Below are 16024 nucleotides of genomic sequence, written 5' to 3' on the forward strand. Positions count from 1 at the left end.
CCGCTCACCTGATCACCTGTCGTTCCCACTCCTATCCCCGTGCTTCACGCGCCGCAACCTCCGGGGTGAGCAAACGACGTAGACATCCCAGACATCTGGAGCGTTCCGGGCCGAGACTGCCCTGTGAGATACCCAACTCCCCCGCGATCTCCCGGTATGTCAGGTCCTTCGGGGAGAGCAGCGCCTCGATCAGCCGGGGGCAGCGGCCGGGCAGCCGGCGGACCGCCTCGCGCAGGGCGTGGTGGCGGGCGGCGGTGAGGACGAGTTGCTCGGGGCCGGGGCGGGCGTCGTCGGCCGGCTCGATGCCGTAGGGACGTTCGAGGCGGGTGGTACGACGGCTGCGGCGGGCCTCGGCGCGGACGGCCCTGCGCAGCCAGTCCTCGGGGTCCAGCGGCGGCCCGTCCCGCTCCAGCCGCTCCAGCAGGCGCAGCCAGACGGCCTGCTCCAGGTCGCCCGGCTCACTCCCGGCCGCATATGCCTCGGCCGAGGCCTCGGCCGTCAGCAGCGGGCGCAGAGCGGACACCAAGTCGTTCGTCATATGCGGAACGACGCGCCGCCCCGGACACAGGTTTCCGGGGCGGCGCGGAGACACCCCGAACGGGGTGCGGGGAAAGCCGCTCGTTGACGGTGTCAGCCGGCCAGGAAGTCGGCGCGGGCGAGCAGGCCGGTGTCGGCGTTGTCGGTGAAGACGCCGTCGATGCCGGTGGCGAAGTACGTCCTGAAGGCGCCGAAGGGGTCGCCGTAGGCGTCGGCCGCGCTGCCCTTGCGGTACTCGGCCGGCAGGAAGGGGTTCTCGTTGCGCATGGTGTACGGGTGGAGGACCAGACCCACCTTGTGCGCGTCGCGGACCAGGGTGGTCGGCTCGGCGAGGGTGCCGTCGGCGTTCTTCGGTATGACCAGGTCCAGGGTCGGACCGATGCCCTGCGCGTAGCCGGCGATCTCCCTGAGGCCCTTGGGCGTGATCAGGTCGGCGACCGTGCGCGGGTCGCCCGCCGCGACGAAGTCGTAGGGGCGGCTGTCCGCCGTGGACAGCAGCACGACGAGCGGGTTGTCGACCAGCTGGTTGAGCTTCTGGATGCTGGTGGGCTCGAAGGACTGCAGGATGACCGGCGAGTTCCGCTCGTCCTTGCCGTACTTGCGCAGCAGCTTCGCCACCCGCTCCTCCAGGCCGAGGCCGAGCCTGCGGAAGTAGGTGGGGTGCTTGGTCTCGGGGTAGATCCAGACCTGCCTGCCGCGCTTGCGGGTCTGCTCGTCCTGCCACTTGAGGACCTCTTCGAACGTGGGGATCTCCCAGCGCCCGTTGTAGAGGGTGTTGTGCGGCCGGTTGTCCGGGATGCGCTCGACCGCGCGCAGCGTCTTCAGCTCGGCGAGCGTGAAGTCCTCGGTGAACCAGCCCGTGGTCGGGACCCCGTCGAGCATCTTGGTGGTCTTGCGGTCGGCGAACTCGGGGTGGGCGGCGACGTCCGTGGTGCCGCCGATCTCCGGCTCGTGCCGGCAGACGAGATGGCCGTCCTTGGTGGGCACCAGGTCACCGGCCTCGACCACGTCGGCGCCCAGGTCCAGGGCCAGGTCGTACGAGCCGAAGGTGTGCTCGGGGCGGTAGCCGCTGGAGCCCCGGTGGCCGATGATCGTCGGCACCGGCAGGCTCTTCAGCCCCCGGCCGCCGTGCCCGCCGCTCCGGGCCTCGGCGGCACCGGCCGTACCCGGCAGTCCGAGCACCGCTCCGCTCGCGCCGAACACCGCCGCGCCGAGGATCGCCCGCCGTCCGGTGCCCTGAGTCTGCTCGTTCGCCTGGTCGCTGCCCATCAGCGCCTCCTGCCGTCCGCGTCCGCGTCTGTGAAGTCGGGCCGATCGTAGGGTCGTGTTCATGACCGAAGGGAGACCTGAGCCGGAACGCCCGGGTGACGCCGTGTGTCCTGTGTACGGCGGGACCTGACGGACCGCCGGTTCGTCGCCGGGCGGCCACCGCGGGTAAACCCGTGTCAACACTTCGTAAGACCTGGGTGAACCGGGCGCACCCGATGTGCGTTCGGCCGGGTGCCGCGAGTAATGTCCTCACCTGCACAGACTCATATCGACCCGCTCGACGTCGGAGGACCCGTTGTCCCGCTTCGCGCTCATCAAGGCAGTGCTCGGACCGATCATGCGCCTGATGTTCCGCCCACAGGTGGAGGGCGCGGAGAACATCCCGGGGGACGGGCCGGTCATCCTGGCGGGCAATCACCTCACGTTCATCGACTCGATCGTGCTGCCGGTGGTCACCAAGCGCCAGGTGTACTTCATCGGCAAGGACGAGTACGTCACCGGCAAGGGGTTCAAGGGCCGCCTGATGGCCTGGTTCTTCACCGGCGTCGGCATGATCCCGGTGGACCGGGACGGGGCGAACGGCGGCGTGGCCGCGCTGATGACCGGGCGTCGGATCCTGGAGGAGGGCAAGGTCTTCGGGATCTACCCCGAGGGCACGCGCTCGCCCGACGGGCGGCTGTACCGGGGGCGCACCGGTATCGCGCGGCTGACGCTGATGACCGGCGCGCCGGTGGTCCCCTTCGCCATGATCGGCACGGACAAGCTGCAGCCGGGCGGTAACGGCATTCCGCGGCCCGGCCGGGTGACCGTCCGCTTCGGCGAGGCGATGGAGTTCTCCCGGTACGACGGGATGGACCGGGACCGGTACGTGCTGCGGGCCGTGACCGACTCCGTGATGGCCGAGGTCATGCGGCTGTCCGGGCAGGAGTACGTCGACATGTACGCGACCAAGGCGAAGGCTGCCTGATCGCCGTAACGGCTGCTGCCCTGCGGGCGCGGGACCGCCTCTCGCGCGGTTCTCCGCGCCCCTTGGCCACTCACCTCATTCGGCGCTCTCCAGTCTCTGGCCCTTCAGCAGGAACCACGCCGCCGCAGCCGTCGCCAGGAGGACCACCGCTCCCCCGGCCGAGGCCAGCTGGAGGCCTTGCACGAAGGATTCGCGGGCCGCTTCCAGCATCTGCTGGGCCGTGTGCGGGGGCAGATGGGTCGATGCCTCCACTGCCGCGCCCAGCGACTCATGGGCCTGGGCCGGGGTGCCCGTCGGGCCCGTGAAGTCGCGGTAGACGCCGGTCACGATCGAGCCCAGCAGGGCGATCCCCAGGGCCGCGCCCAGTTCGTACGCCGTCTCGGAGACCGCCGAGGCGGCGCCCGCCTGGTCCTTGGGCACGCTGGAGAGGATCACGTCGGCCGTCACCGTGAAGGAGAAGCCGGCGCCGACGCCCACGACCAGGAGTGCGGCGCCGAGGACCGGGTAGCCCGTCGACTCGCCCAGGGTCGTCAGCACGGCCAGGGCGACGCCCACCGCGGCGAGTCCGCCGGAGACCACGGCCCGTACCGAGAAACGGCGGGCGGCGCGGCCCGCGACGAGACCGGCCACCACCGCGCCGACGGCGGCGGGCAGTTCGGCGAGCCCCGCCTCGAACGGGCGCCTGCCCTGGACGAGCTGCAGATACTGGGAGAGGAAGAACACCAGGCCGGACATGCCGAGCACGGTCAGCAGGTCGGCGAGGACCGCCCCGCTGAAGCCGCGGCGCCTGAACAACCGCATGTCCAGCAGCGGGATCGGCATGGTGAGCTGGCGGTGGACGAAACCGTAGAGCCCGGCCGCGCCCAGCAGGCCCGCGGCGAGCGTGGGCCAGGTGACGCCGTGCGTGGCCACCTCCTTGACCGCGTACACGACGCCGATCATGCCGACCAGTGACAGGACGACGCTGATCAGGTCCCAGGGGCCGGGGTTCGGATTGCGGGACTCGGGCAGCGTGCGGATGCCGACGAGCACCAGGACCGCCATCACCGGCAGGTTGATGAGGAAGACCGAGCCCCACCAGAAGTGTTCGAGCAGGAATCCGCCCGCGATGGGGCCGACCGCCATGCCGGCTGAGGCCGTGGCGCCCCAGATGCCGACGGCGAGGCTGCGCTCGCGCGGGTCGTGGAAGAGGTTGCGGATCAGGGCGAGCGTGGCGGGCATCAGGGTCGCGCCCGCGACACCGAGCAGCGCCCGCGCCAGGATCATCAACTCCGGTGTCGAGGCGTAGGCGTTGAGCACCGATATCGCCCCGAAGACCGTGGCGCCCACGAGCAGGATCCGCTTGCGGCCGATGCGGTCGCCGAGGCTGCCCATGGAGACCAGCAGACCGGCGATGACGAAGGAGTAGACGTCGCCGATCCACAGCAGCTGAGTGCCGGAGGGGGCCAGGTCTTCGCTGATGTAGGGGGTCGCCAGGCCGAGGACGGTGGCGTCGACGGCCACCAGCAGCACGGCCAGGACGAGGACGGAGAGCGCGAGCCAGCGGCCGGGGCGCTTCTCCACCTCCGCCGCGCGGGCCGGCTGCAGGGTGCTGGTCATGATTCCTCTCTTCGTTACGTCGTCAAGTCGTTGAGCCGTTGAGCCGTCACGTCGTCATGCGTGCGTACGCCGTGCGCCGCCGAGCAGCAGCTCGACGATCATGTAGGTGAAGTCCTTGGTCGCCACCCGGCCTTCCGCCACCGCCCAGGCACCGGAGGCCAGCAGGCCGTACAGCGCCTCGGTGAGCCAGACCGGCGTGAGGTCGATGCGGAACTCTCCGCTCTCCTGGCCGCGCCGGAACAGCGCCGTGAGGCGTTCGTCGATGCGGGCCCAGCCCTGGTTCTGCTCCTCGCCCTCGAAGAGCTGGTTCTCGGTGTAGAGGAAGGCGAGCAGGGCGGCCGCCGGTTCGATCGCGCGGACCAGGCGGTGCACGGCGTCGGCTGCCGCGCCCTCGTCCAGCCGGGCCGCGTCCAGCGCCGCCTCGCATTCCGCGATGCCGAGCGCCTCCAGCGCCCGGACGAGCGCGTCGCGCCCGGCGAAGTGGCGGTGCAGCGTGGCCCGGCTGATTCCGGCGGCCTTGGCGACCTCGTCCATGGTCGCGGTGGATTTACGGGTCAGCAGGGCGGCTGCGCTGCGCAGCACGTGGTCACGGTCCAGGGCCATGAGACAAGGATAGACCATGTGAGACACTCCCGTCTCACACTAGGCATGCGTGCCTCATTTCTGCTGGTCAGAGCGGGGCGCGATCAGTGCCAGGGCAGTTGGCCGCGCCGCTCCCAGTAGGCTCCCGGGTCCTCGGCGAGGGTGGCGAGGCGGGTCATCTGGTCCACGTCGAGGTCGACGGCCGGGGCGTGCAGATTGGAGAAGAGCTGCGGGACGGTCGCGGCGCCGGACAGGACGAGGCCGACCCAGGGCCGGCGCAGGATCCAGGCGAGGGCCACGGCGTCGCAGCCGAGGGAGGCCTCCTCGGCGACGGCCTGCAACACCTGGGGCGCGTGCGTCGCGGCCAGCCGGCCGTTGGCCATGCCCTCCTTGACGATCACGGTGAGCCCGGCGTCGTGCGCCTCGGCCAGGGCGGGGCCCGCCGAGGGCTCCAGCGCGTTGTACGTCGACTGCACGGTACGGAAGAGGGGCTCGCCGTCGACCGTGACCGCGAGGGCGGCGCGGATCGCGTCGGCCTGGGCGGGGCCGCTGGTGGAGAAACCGACGGTCAGGCCCTGGGCGGCGGCCTCGGCGAGCCTGGCGTGCAGGTCCTTGTCGGTGAGGGCGGGGCTGTCCGGGGTCACCGAGTGGATCTGGTAGAGGTCGAGCCGGTCGCCGAGCAGCGCGTCGGTCTCGGCGCGCTGCCGCTCGTACGTCGCGAGGCCGTGGTCCTTGACCTCGTGCTTCTCGGCGTCCGTGGACCAGTCGGCGGTGTAGGTGTACCCCCACTTGCTGCCGACGACCACGTCGTCGACGTCGGGGCGGGCGTTCAGCCAGTCGGCGAGGAACTCCTCCGAACGGCCGTAGGAGCGGGCCACGTCGACATAGCGGACGCCCTGGGCGTAGGCGGCGTCGAGGAGTTCGAAGGTGCGTGTGCGCAGCGCCTCGACGCTGCGATCCGCTCCGAGGTCGTCCTCCCGGCCCAGGTTGATGTAGCCGGGGCGGCCGACGGCGGCCAGGCCGAGGCCGATGTGGCAGGTCGGCGTGGTCGCGTGCGCGAGACGGGCGAAGGGCATCGCGGGCTCCGTTCGGTCGGCTCCGGTACGGCTTGCGACCAACGTAACCTGCGATGCCGCTCCGCTCGGGGAGCTGGGGCGCCCAAGAGTGCGGGACGTGCCGTGGTGCGGCGAGTACCGGCCGGCCGTGGCCGGTCGCGGGGCGCTGCGCCTCAGCCCTTCTTCTTGGCTTCCGCCCACTCGTGCTGGACCGCCACGTCCGCCTTGACCTCCGTCAGCTGGACGGCGACCGCGCTCGGCGCCGTACCGCCACGGCCGTTGCGGGAGGCCAGGGCGCCCGGGACGTTGAGGACGGACCGGACCTCGGGAGTGAGGTGGACGCTGATCTTCGCGAACTGCTCGTCCGTGAGGTCGTCCAGTTCCTTGCCCTCGGCCTCGGCGACCTTCACGCACTCCCCCGCGACCTCGTGCGCCACGCGGAACGGCACGCCCTGCTTGACCAGCCACTCGGCGATGTCGGTGGCGAGCGAGAAGCCGGCCGGGGCCAGTTCCTCCATGCGCTCGCGGTTGACCGTGAGGGTCGCGATCATGCCGGTGAAGGCGGGCAGCAGCACCTCCAGCTGGTCGCAGGAGTCGAAGACCGGCTCCTTGTCCTCCTGGAGGTCGCGGTTGTAGGCGAGGGGCAGGGCCTTGAGCGTCGCCATGAGGCCGGTCAGGTTGCCGATCAGGCGGCCCGACTTGCCGCGCGCCAGCTCGGCGATGTCCGGGTTCTTCTTCTGCGGCATGATCGACGAACCCGTGGAGAAGGCGTCGTGCAGGGTCACGAAGGAGAACTCCTTCGTGTTCCAGATGATGATCTCCTCCGCGATCCGGGAGAGGTTGACCCCGATCATCGCGGTGATGAAGGCGAACTCGGCCACGAAGTCGCGCGAGGCCGTGCCGTCGATCGAGTTGCCGACGCTGCCGTGCTCGAAGCCGAGGTCCCGCGCGACCGCCTCCGGGTCCAGGCCCAGCGAGGAACCGGCGAGGGCGCCCGAACCGTACGGCGACACCGCCGTCCGCTCGTCCCACTGGCGCAGCCGCTCGGCGTCCCGGGACAGGGACTGGACGTGGGCGAGGACGTGGTGGGCGAAGAGCACGGGCTGGGCGTGCTGGAGGTGGGTGCGGCCGGGCATGGCGACGTCCGGGTGGGCCTCGGCGAGGCCGATCAGGGCGTCCTGGAGATCGGCGATCAGGCCGCCGATCGCACGGGCGTGGTCCCTGAGGTACATCCGGAAGAGGGTCGCCACCTGGTCGTTCCTCGACCGGCCCGCGCGCAGCTTGCCGCCGAGGTCCGGCCCGAGGCGCTCCAGCAGACCGCGCTCCAGGGCGGTGTGCACGTCCTCGTCGGCGATGGTGCCGGTGAACGCGCCGGAGGCGACGTCGGCCTCCAGCAGGTCGAGCCCGGCGATCATACGGGCCAGCTCGTCCTCGGTGAGCAGCCCCGCCTTGGCGAGGACGCGCGCGTGGGCGCGCGAACCGGCGATGTCGTAGGGCGCGAGCCGCCAGTCGAAGTGGACGGACGCGGACAGCTTCGCCAGGGCCTCGGCGGGACCGTCGGCGAAACGGCCGCCCCAGAGCCGAACGTCACCGCTGTTGCTGCTCACTTGCGCTGCTCCTAGAGAAGGTGGGTCGGTTGTGCGGGTCCTGCGTCAGGCTATGCCCGCAGATCGCGCCGTGCGGCGATCTGCGAGGACAGACCGTAGATGTCGATGAAGCCCTTGGCGGCGGCCTGGTCGAACGTGTCGCCGGTGTCGTAGGTGGCGAGGTTGAAGTCGTAGAGGGAGGACGCGGAGCGCCGGCCGGTGACGACCGCGCGGCCGCCGTGCAGGGTCATCCGGATGTCGCCGCAGACGTGCTGGTTCGCCTCCTCGACGAAGCCGTCGAGGGCGCGCTTGAGCGGGGAGAACCACTGCCCGTCGTAGACCAGTTCGCCCCAGCGCTGCTCGATCTGGCGCTTGTAGCGGGCGAGTTCGCGCTCGACGGTGACGTTCTCCAGCTCCTGATGGGCGGTGATCAGGGCGATGGCACCCGGAGCCTCGTACACCTCGCGGGACTTGATGCCGACGAGGCGGTCCTCGACCATGTCGATCCGGCCGATGCCCTGGGCACCGGCGCGCTCGTTGAGCTGCTGGATCGCCTGGAGGACGGTGACGGGCCCGCCGTCGATCGCGACCGGGACGCCCGCCTCGAAGGTGACGACCACCTCGTCGGGCTCGCGCGGGACGGCCGGGTCGGCGGTGTAGTCGTAGATGTCCTCGACCGGGGCGTTCCAGATGTCCTCCAGGAAGCCCGTCTCGACGGCGCGCCCGAAGACGTTCTGGTCGATGGAGTACGGGGACTTCCTGGTGGTGGCGATGGGGAGCTGCTTCTGCTCGCAGAAGGCGATGGCCTTGTCCCGGGTCATCGCGTAGTCACGGACCGGGGCGATGCACCTCAGGTCCGGGGCGAGGGCGACGATACCGGCCTCGAAGCGGACCTGGTCGTTGCCCTTGCCGGTGCAGCCGTGGGCGACGGTCGTGGCCCCGTGCTTCTGCGCGGCGGCGACCAGGTGCTTGACGATCACGGGCCGGGAGAGTGCGGAGACCAGCGGGTAGCGGTCCATGTAGAGGGCGTTGGCCTTGATCGCCGGGAGGCAGTACTCGTCGGCGAACTCGTCCTTGGCGTCGGCGACCTCGGCTTCCACGGCCCCGCAGGCGAGGGCGCGCTTGCGGATGACGTCCAGGTCCTCGCCGCCCTGGCCGACGTCCACCGCTACGGCGATGACCTCGGCGCCCGTCTCCTCGGCGATCCAGCCGATGGCGACGGAGGTGTCCAGACCGCCCGAATAGGCGAGTACGACGCGCTCGGTCACGGGTCTCTCCTCACATTGCAATCGCTGACATGCATGAGTATGCAGACCACTGCATGATTCGTCAATCGGCATCGGCGAGCCGTCAGCGGCGGCGCCGCGAACGCCCGCACGCCGGCGGGCCCCGGCACGATCGCCTGCCCGGACGTCGCCCCCGGCGTCCATCCGCGTCCGTTCCGTGGACACCCTGGAATTTCCTTAGACGGGCGAAGGAGTTCCGCCGATAATCGTCAGGCATGGGAAAGACCTATGAACGCATCGACGGCAGGCTCCGGACGTTCATCGAGGAGCAGCCCCTGTTCTTCACCGCGACCGCCCCGCTCTCCGGCGAGGGCACGGTCAACCTCTCCCCCAAGGGCCTCAGGGGTTCCTTCGCCGTGGTCGACGAACTGACCGTGGCCTACCTGGACTTCGCCGGGTCCAACGCCGAGACGATCGCGCACCTGCGGGAGAACGGGCGGATCACCCTGATGTGGTGCGCCTTCCAGGGCCCGCCGAACATCGTGCGCGTCCACGGCCGGGGCGAGCCGGTCTTCCGCGACGACCCGCGCTTCGGGGAGCTGCTCGCGCACTTCCCCGGCATCGACCCGGGCCTGCACGGGCTGCGCGCGATCATCGTCGTGCACGCGGAGCTGGTGCGGGACACCTGTGGATACGCCGTCCCCTTCATGGCGTACGAGCAGGACCGTGACCTGCACGCGAAGCGCTTCTCCCGCGAGGACGACACCTCGCTGAGCGCGTACTTCGAGAAGAAGGAGCACGTGGCCATGAGCCTGGACGGACTACCCGGGCTGCCGTTGCCGTTGCCTCCGTCTAGCGTCTGAGCCATGCGCTCCGGTGTCGTCATCGCCCTCGTGTCCGCGTCCTCGCTCGGCCTGCTCGGCGCCGCGCCGGGCCCCGGCTCCGTGCCGCTGCCCGCCCGGATGGCGGACACGGGCGGCGGCAGCCAGCTGATCACCGCCCAGGCGCCCGGCCTGGACTCGACGTCGGGGACGGTCACCTGGTGGGACCTGCGGGACGGACAGTGGGTGCAGGCGGGCTCGGCGCCGGCGCGGTTCGGCTCGGGCGGTCTGGTGGAGGGGACCGCCCGGAAGCAGGGCACCAACACGACACCGACCGGGCTCTACGACCTTCCCTTCGGCTTCGGGATCAAGGCAGCGCCGGACGGTACGAGCGTCAAGTACCGTCCGGTGAAGGACAGTTCGTGGTGGTGCCAGGACAACGACTCGGCGTCGTACAACCGGTGGGTCGAGCCGCTGCCGGCCGACTGCCGCTCCTCCGAGTCCGAGCATCTGATCTCCTACGCGGCGCAGTACGCGTACGGGCTCGTCATCGGATTCAACTACGAGCGGCCTGTGCGAGGGCGCGGCGCCGGGATCTTTCTGCATGTCAACGGGCTTGCCGCTACCGCTGGTTGTGTGTCGGTGCCGGAGGACGCGATGCGGCGGATCCTTGTGTGGGCCAAGCCTGAGAAATCGCCGCACGTCGCCATGGGGACCGTGGACGGAGCCACGGCGGTGACCCGGTACTGACGTACTGTGCGTGGTCCTCCGCGCCCCGTCAGACGGGCAGGCTCACCCTGAAGGTCGTCGCCCCCGGGCTGCTCTCCAACCCCACACTCCCCCCGTGCGCCTCCACCACCGCCGCCACGATCGACAGGCCCAGGCCCGCTCCTCCGCCCGGGGCGTCGGGGCGGCGGCGGTGGTCGGCTCTGGTGAAGCGTTCGAAGACGCCCGGCCGGACGTCCTCGGGGACACCGGGGCCGTCGTCCTGTACCGAGAGGACGGCCGCGTCCGGGGCGGCCTGCAAGGTGACCATGACCTTGGTGCCCACAGGTGTGTGCACACGCGCGTTGGCCAACAGGTTGGCCAACACCTGCTGGAGGCGGTGGGCGTCGCCCGGGACCGTCACCGGGTCCTCGGGGAGGTCCAGGGTCCAGCCGTGGCCGGGGCCGGCGGCGCGGGCGTCGGTGACCGCGTCCAGGACCAGGTGGGTCAGATCCACCGGGCGGCTCTCCAGCGGGCGGCCCGCGTCGAGGCGGGCCAGCAGGAGCAGGTCGTCCACCATCTCGCCCATACGGGCGGACCCGGCCGTGATGCGGTGCAGCGCGCGGGTGACCTCCGGCGGTACCGGGCCGGGGTGGAGGAGGGCCAGCTCGGCGTGGCCGCGGACCGAGGCGACCGGGGTGCGCAGCTCGTGGCTGGCGTCGGCGGCGAAGCGGCGCAGCCGCTCCTCGCTCGCGTGCCGTTTGGTCAGGGCGTCCTCGACATGGCCGAGCATGCGGTTGAAGGCCGCGGCGACCCGGCCCACCTCGCTGCGCGGGTCGGCGTCCGGGGCCCGCGGTGGCAGCGCCACCTCGCCGCTGGCCAGCGGGAGTTCGCTGACCCGGGCGGCGGTGGCGGCGACCCGGCTGAGCGGCCGCAGCGACCAGCGCACCCAGAACGCCCCCGCCACCCCGGCCACGACCAGGGCCAGACCGAAGACGACCCCGGCGACCAGCTCCAGCCGGTGCACCGTGGCCTGGACGGGCTCCAGCGGGAGGCCGACGATCAGCACGTCGCCGTCCCGCCCGGCGGAGGCGACGACCCGGTAGTCGTCCAGGGCGGAGAGGTCGACCGTGTGCGGCCCGCCGTCGACCGGCACCCGGGCCAGCCGTCCGGCGTCCTCGGCCGAGAGGTCGACGTTCAGGTCCGCCGACGGGTCGCCCGAGCGGATGAGGCCCTTGTTGGTGACCGTTCCGTCCAGCAGGCGGGCGCCGAAGGTGCCGGTGGCCATCCGGCGGGTGTCGCCGTACTCGTCCCCGTCGTGGTCGTCCGGCACCTTGCCGTGGTGCTCCAGGCTCTCCGGGAACCGGGTGCCGACCTGGACGAGCTGCTCGTCCAGGCGCTGGGTGAGGAAGCCGTTCAGCTCGACGACGGCGGCGAGGCCCACGGCCGCGCAGCTCACCGCGAGCAGCACCACCAGGCCGACGGTGAGCCGGGCGCGCAGGGTGCGGGGCCGGGGCAGCCGCCGTAGGAACGTCATCTGCTCACCGGCTTCAGGACATAACCCGCCCCGCGCACGGTGTGGATCATGGACTCGCGGCCCGCGTCGACCTTCTTGCGCAGATAGGAGATGTACAGCTCGACCACATGGGCCCGGCCGCCGAAGTCGTAGGACCAGACCCGGTCGAGGATCTGTGTCTTGCTGAGCACGCGACGCGGGTTGCGCATGAGGAAGCGGAGGAGTTCGAACTCGGTCGGCGACAGCTCGATCAGCTCGCCGGCCCGGGTCACCTCGCGGGCCTCCTCGTCCATCACCAGGTCGCCGACGATCAGCCGCGGCCCCTCCTCCAGCTGGCGGGCCATGCCCGCGCGGCGCAGCAGGCCGCGCAGCCGGGCGACGACCTCCTCCAGGCTGAAGGGCTTGGTGACGTAGTCGTCGCCGCCCGCGGTGATGCCCGCGATCCGGTCCTCCACCGCGTCCCGTGCAGTGAGGAAGAGCACACAGACATCGGGCTTCACCGCGTGCAGCCGGCGCAGCACGGCGAAGCCGTTCGTGTCGGGGAGCATCACGTCGAGCACGACGGCGTCCGGCAGCAGCTCGCGCGCGGTGCTGACGGCCGAGGCGCCCTCGCCGGCCGCGCGCACCTCCCAGCCCTCGTAGCGCAGGGCGCCGGTGAGCACCTCCGCGAGGTCGGGGTCGTCGTCGACGACCAGGACGCGCAGCGGGGTGCCGTCGGGGCGGGTGAGGGCCGGGCGGCCCGAACGGGTGGTGTTCATCGCGCCTACCAGCATCACCCCTGTCGAGGCGTGCGAGGTACCAGCTTCCGTCTGAGTTTTGTATGAGTGCTGCTCAGAGGTGGCTCAGAGCTTCGCCCGGCACAGTGGCCCGGCACGACGGACGAAGGGACGACCAACGATGACCACGGTGGATGCGGGGCGACGGGTGGCCCCGCCCTCGCCCGTGACCGTACGGCGCTCCCCCGCGGGGCCCGTGCTGGCCGCGCTGTGGGCCGGGGCGGCGGGCACGGTGGCGCTGTGGTGGGCCGGCACCGGGTCCGTGGTCGGGCCGGCCGGCTGGCTGACCGGCGCCGGGCGGATCGCCGGGCTGCTGTGCGGGTACGCCTGCGCGGTGCTGGTCGGCATGATGGCGCGGGTGCCGCTGCTGGAGAACCGGATCGGCTCCGACCGGGTGGCCCGCTGGCACGCGATGGCCGGCCGCTACACGGTCTGTCTGCTGGTCGCGCACATCACGCTGATCCTCGCCGGATACGCCGCCCAGGACCACGCCTCCCTCTGGGACGAGACGGTCACCGTCGTGCTGGACTACCCCGACATGCTCAAGGCGACCGCCGGCACGGTGATCCTGTTCGCGGTCGGCATCACCTCGGCCCGGGCCGTGCGCCGCCGTACGCGCCACGAGTTCTGGTACTACGTCCACCTGCTCACGTACGCGGCCGTCTTCCTCACCTTCTTCCACCAGCTGGCGCTGGGCGACGAGTTCCACGGCAAGCCGGTCGCGACCGCGCTCTGGTACGCGCTGTACCTGGGCACCCTGGCCCTCGTGCTGTGGTTCCGGATCCTCGCCCCGGTCCGGCTCAACCGGCGCCACCGGCTGCGCGTGGAGTCGGTGCACCGCGAGGCGCCCGGGGTGTACTCGGTCGTCGTACGCGGGCACCGTCTCGACGAGCTGGGCGCACGGCCCGGGCAGTTCTTCCGCTGGCGGTTCCTCGGCGAGGGCATGGGCTGGACGTCGACGCCGTACTCCCTGTCCGCGCCGGCGCGCCCGGACCTGCTGCGCATCACCGTGAAGGCGCTCGGCGACCACAGCGCGGCCGTCGCCCTGCTGCGGCCCGGCACCCGGGTGTGGGCGGAGGGACCCTACGGCTCCCTGACCGCCGACCGTGCCGCCGGCCACCGCTCGCTGCTGATCGCGGCCGGGGTCGGGGTCACCCCGCTGCGAGCGCTGTTCGAGACGCTGCCCGGCGAGGTCACCCTGCTGTACCGGGCGCGCGGTGTCGAGGACCTGGCGCTCGGCGGCGAGCTGGACGCGATCGCCCGTCGGCGCGGTGCGCGGGTGCTGTACGCGCTGAACGGGCCGGGCGGGGAGCGTCCGGACATCTCGGCGCAGTCGCTGCGCGCGACCTTCCCGGACCTGGCCGGTCATGACGTCTACCTCTGCGGCCCGCACGGCTTCGCCCGGGACGTGTACGAGGTGCTGCGGGCGGCCGGGGTGCCGGACCGACGTATCCACCACGAGTCGTTCGAGCTGTGAGGCCGAAGAAGTGCACGCGCTGAAGAAGAACCGTCCGCTGCGCCGCATCGTGCTGGCGAGCGCCGCCACCGTCTCCGGGATGGTCCTGCTGCTGTCGCTGAAGCCGCACACGAGCCCCACGCTGACGACGGCGACCAGCAACTCGACTGTCACGCAAGGCAGTTCGGGCAAGGGGAGCAAGACCGTCACCGGCGACACCGTCCAGACCCGCTGGGGACCGGTCCAGGTGCGGGTGACGATCGAGAGCGGCAGGATCACGGACGTGACCGCCGTGCAGTACCCGCAGGACAACCCGCGCGACCAGGAGATCAACAGCTACGCGCTCCCTCAGCTGCGACGCGAGACACTGTCCGCGCAGAGCGCGCAGATCGACATGGTCTCGGGCGCGACGTACACCAGCACCGGCTACCGGCAGTCCCTCCAGTCCGCGCTGGACTCGGCGGGCCGCTGAACACCGGGCGCATGCGGCACGTACCTGTGGGCCAAGGGCCGAGTCCCACGGAGGAACCGTGACCACCACGCTCGCAGGCGGCCGTGCCGCCCGCCGACAGACCATGCGCCGCATCCGCCCGCGCCGCTCCCCGGCCGTCCCGCTGCTGCTCGCCGTCTGGGCCGGCGCGGCGGCGGTGCTGTGGCTCTGGTGGCACAACACGCCGTCCATCGCCGACAACACCGGCAGGATCCTGAACGCGGGCCGGATCACCGGTCTGCTCGCCGGCTATCTGATGGCGCTGGTCGTGCTCCAGATGGCGCGTGTGCCGGCGCTGGAGCGGCGGGTCGGCTCGGACCGGGTGGCGCGCTGGCACGCGATGAGCGGCCGCTACACGCTCTGCCTGATCGCCGCGCACGTCTTCCTCGTGATGTGGGGGTACGCGCTCCAGGCGGGCAGGTCGCTCGGTGACATCGTCCAGCAGACCATCGACTCCATCAACCAGCTGCCCGACATGGGCAAGGCGGCCATCGGCGCCGCGTTGTTCGTGGTCATCGGGCTGACGTCGATCGGCCCGGTCCGCCGCCGGATGCCGTACGACACCTGGTACCACGTGCATCTGCTGACGTACGCGGCGGTGTTCCTGACGTTCTGGCACCAGATCACCACCGGCAACGACTTCGCGGTCGAGCCGATGGCCAAGACCTTCTGGTACGGCCTGTACGGCTCCGTCACCGCGCTGGTCGTCTGGTTCCGCCTGGTCACCCCGGTCCGGCTGAACCTGCGGCACCGGATGCGCGTCGAGGCGGTCGTCGAGGAGACCCCGGGCATCGTGTCGGTGCTGATCGGCGGCCGCAGGCTGCACCGGATGGGGGCGCAGGCGGGCCAGTTCTTCCGCTGGCGCTTCCTCGCGCCCGGCATGCGCTTCAGCTCCCACCCGTACTCCCTGTCGGCCGCGCCCCGCCCGGACATGCTGCGGATCACCGTGAAGGCGATCGGGGACCACAGCGCCCGGCTGCGCGAGCTGACGCCCGGCACCCGGGTGTGGGCCGAGGGTCCGTACGGGGCGATGACCGCGCAGCGCCGCAGCCGGGGCAAGGTGCTGCTGGTCGCGGGCGGGGTCGGGATCACGCCGATGCGGGCGCTGTTCGAGACGCTGCCCGGCGCGGCCGGGGACATCACGCTGCTGTACCGGGCCAACACCACCCAGGACCTGGCCCTGTGGGACGAGCTGGCGGCGATCGCCGAGGAGCGCGGCGCCCGGCTGATGTACGCGGTGAACAGCCCGGAGGGCGAGCGGCCGGACATCTCCGCGGAGAACCTGAGCCGGAAGATCCCGGACGTCGACCGGCACGACGTCTTCATGTGCGGCCCGGCCGGGTTCGCGCAGTCGGTGTACGAGGCACTGCGCGGTGCGGGGGTCCCCGCCCGCCGCATCCATCACGAGTCGTTCGAGATGTGAGCGGGAGTCAGGGAGA

General features: G+C 71.5%; 15 protein-coding genes. 6 read left to right on the forward strand and 9 right to left on the reverse strand.

The window, feature by feature from the left end; all coding sequences use genetic code 11:
• Positions 1-31: 31 nt before the first annotated feature.
• Complete coding sequence (locus ADK64_RS13520) at positions 32-538, reverse strand: sigma-70 family RNA polymerase sigma factor (RefSeq protein ID WP_053658531.1); 507 nt, start codon at positions 536-538, stop codon at positions 32-34.
• Positions 539-630: 92 nt separating this feature from the next.
• Positions 631-1806, reverse strand: coding sequence for a glycerophosphodiester phosphodiesterase (locus ADK64_RS13525; protein WP_053658533.1), 1176 nt, complete (start codon positions 1804-1806; stop codon positions 631-633).
• A 337-nt stretch (positions 1807-2143) separates the two neighbouring features.
• Between ADK64_RS13525 and ADK64_RS13530 the strand changes: the two genes are divergently transcribed.
• The gene (locus ADK64_RS13530; RefSeq protein WP_324614397.1) at positions 2144-2773 is read left to right on the forward strand and encodes a lysophospholipid acyltransferase family protein; all 630 of its coding nucleotides are present in this window, start codon (positions 2144-2146) and stop codon (positions 2771-2773) included.
• 75 nt (positions 2774-2848) lie between these two features.
• Here the strand turns inward: ADK64_RS13530 and ADK64_RS13535 are convergent, their stop codons facing one another.
• From ADK64_RS13535 to ADK64_RS13555, 5 genes are all read right to left on the reverse strand, one after another.
• Complete coding sequence (locus ADK64_RS13535; protein WP_053658536.1) at positions 2849-4372, reverse strand: MFS transporter; 1524 nt, start codon at positions 4370-4372, stop codon at positions 2849-2851.
• 54 nt (positions 4373-4426) lie between these two features.
• Complete coding sequence (locus ADK64_RS13540; RefSeq protein WP_199829602.1) at positions 4427-4975, reverse strand: TetR/AcrR family transcriptional regulator; 549 nt, start codon at positions 4973-4975, stop codon at positions 4427-4429.
• An 83-nt stretch (positions 4976-5058) separates the two neighbouring features.
• On the reverse strand, positions 5059-6030 hold the full coding sequence (locus ADK64_RS13545) for an aldo/keto reductase (protein ID WP_053658540.1): 972 nt from the start codon (positions 6028-6030) through the stop codon (positions 5059-5061).
• A 152-nt stretch (positions 6031-6182) separates the two neighbouring features.
• On the reverse strand, positions 6183-7616 hold the full coding sequence (argH, locus tag ADK64_RS13550) for an argininosuccinate lyase (RefSeq protein ID WP_053658541.1): 1434 nt from the start codon (positions 7614-7616) through the stop codon (positions 6183-6185).
• Between the two features lie 50 nt (positions 7617-7666).
• Positions 7667-8863: an argininosuccinate synthase gene (locus ADK64_RS13555; RefSeq protein ID WP_053658544.1), complete on the reverse strand. Its 1197-nt coding sequence runs from the start codon at positions 8861-8863 to the stop codon at positions 7667-7669.
• 233 nt (positions 8864-9096) lie between these two features.
• Between ADK64_RS13555 and ADK64_RS13560 the strand changes: the two genes are divergently transcribed.
• Together ADK64_RS13560 and ADK64_RS13565 are read left to right on the forward strand one after the other, a co-directional pair.
• Entirely contained in the window at positions 9097-9684 is a 588-nt protein-coding gene (locus ADK64_RS13560; RefSeq protein WP_053658546.1) for a pyridoxamine 5'-phosphate oxidase family protein, read from the forward strand.
• Positions 9685-9687: 3 nt separating this feature from the next.
• On the forward strand, positions 9688-10392 hold the full coding sequence (locus tag ADK64_RS13565) for a L,D-transpeptidase family protein (RefSeq protein WP_053658548.1): 705 nt from the start codon (positions 9688-9690) through the stop codon (positions 10390-10392).
• Between the two features lie 28 nt (positions 10393-10420).
• Here ADK64_RS13565 and ADK64_RS13570 read toward each other — a convergent pair whose 3' ends face one another.
• Together ADK64_RS13570 and ADK64_RS13575 are read right to left on the reverse strand one after the other, a co-directional pair.
• A complete protein-coding gene (locus ADK64_RS13570) occupies positions 10421-11884 on the reverse strand; it encodes a sensor histidine kinase (protein ID WP_053658549.1) in 1464 nt (487 codons plus the stop codon).
• Positions 11881-12621 carry a response regulator transcription factor gene (locus ADK64_RS13575; RefSeq protein WP_053658721.1) on the reverse strand — a complete coding sequence of 247 codons (741 nt, stop codon included), beginning with the start codon at positions 12619-12621 and terminating at the stop codon, positions 11881-11883. The genes ADK64_RS13570 and ADK64_RS13575 overlap by 4 nt, the downstream gene beginning before the upstream one ends.
• A 139-nt stretch (positions 12622-12760) precedes the next feature.
• On the opposite strand from ADK64_RS13575, the gene ADK64_RS13580 reads away from it, so the two are divergent.
• From ADK64_RS13580 to ADK64_RS13590, 3 genes are read left to right on the forward strand one after another with little or no spacing between them, the layout of a single operon-like run.
• A complete protein-coding gene (locus ADK64_RS13580) occupies positions 12761-14116 on the forward strand; it encodes a ferric reductase-like transmembrane domain-containing protein (protein ID WP_053658551.1) in 1356 nt (451 codons plus the stop codon).
• A 10-nt stretch (positions 14117-14126) separates the two neighbouring features.
• Positions 14127-14567 carry an FMN-binding protein gene (locus tag ADK64_RS13585; protein ID WP_053658553.1) on the forward strand — a complete coding sequence of 147 codons (441 nt, stop codon included), beginning with the start codon at positions 14127-14129 and terminating at the stop codon, positions 14565-14567.
• A gap of 58 nt (positions 14568-14625) precedes the next feature.
• A complete protein-coding gene (locus tag ADK64_RS13590) occupies positions 14626-16008 on the forward strand; it encodes a ferric reductase-like transmembrane domain-containing protein (RefSeq protein WP_053658555.1) in 1383 nt (460 codons plus the stop codon).
• Positions 16009-16024 lie beyond the last annotated feature (16 nt).

It is taken from the genome of Streptomyces sp. MMG1121 (genome assembly GCF_001280015.1).
Taxonomy (GTDB): Bacteria; Actinomycetota; Actinomycetes; order Streptomycetales; family Streptomycetaceae; genus Streptomyces.

Coding starts and splice junctions, on each gene's coding strand:
- ADK64_RS13525 (WP_053658533.1), bottom strand. CDS start 1,806: ATGGGCAGCGACCAGGCGAACGAGCAGACTCAGGGCACCGGACGGCGG.
- ADK64_RS13570 (WP_053658549.1), bottom strand. CDS start 11,884: ATGACGTTCCTACGGCGGCTGCCCCGGCCCCGCACCCTGCGCGCCCGG.
- ADK64_RS13575 (WP_053658721.1), bottom strand. CDS start 12,621: ATGAACACCACCCGTTCGGGCCGCCCGGCCCTCACCCGCCCCGACGGC.
- ADK64_RS13530 (WP_324614397.1), top strand. CDS start 2,144: ATGCGCCTGATGTTCCGCCCACAGGTGGAGGGCGCGGAGAACATCCCG.
- ADK64_RS13580 (WP_053658551.1), top strand. CDS start 12,761: ATGACCACGGTGGATGCGGGGCGACGGGTGGCCCCGCCCTCGCCCGTG.
- ADK64_RS13535 (WP_053658536.1), bottom strand. CDS start 4,372: ATGACCAGCACCCTGCAGCCGGCCCGCGCGGCGGAGGTGGAGAAGCGC.
- ADK64_RS13565 (WP_053658548.1), top strand. CDS start 9,688: ATGCGCTCCGGTGTCGTCATCGCCCTCGTGTCCGCGTCCTCGCTCGGC.
- ADK64_RS13540 (WP_199829602.1), bottom strand. CDS start 4,975: ATGGCCCTGGACCGTGACCACGTGCTGCGCAGCGCAGCCGCCCTGCTG.
- ADK64_RS13545 (WP_053658540.1), bottom strand. CDS start 6,030: ATGCCCTTCGCCCGTCTCGCGCACGCGACCACGCCGACCTGCCACATC.
- ADK64_RS13520 (WP_053658531.1), bottom strand. CDS start 538: ATGACGAACGACTTGGTGTCCGCTCTGCGCCCGCTGCTGACGGCCGAG.
- ADK64_RS13560 (WP_053658546.1), top strand. CDS start 9,097: ATGGGAAAGACCTATGAACGCATCGACGGCAGGCTCCGGACGTTCATC.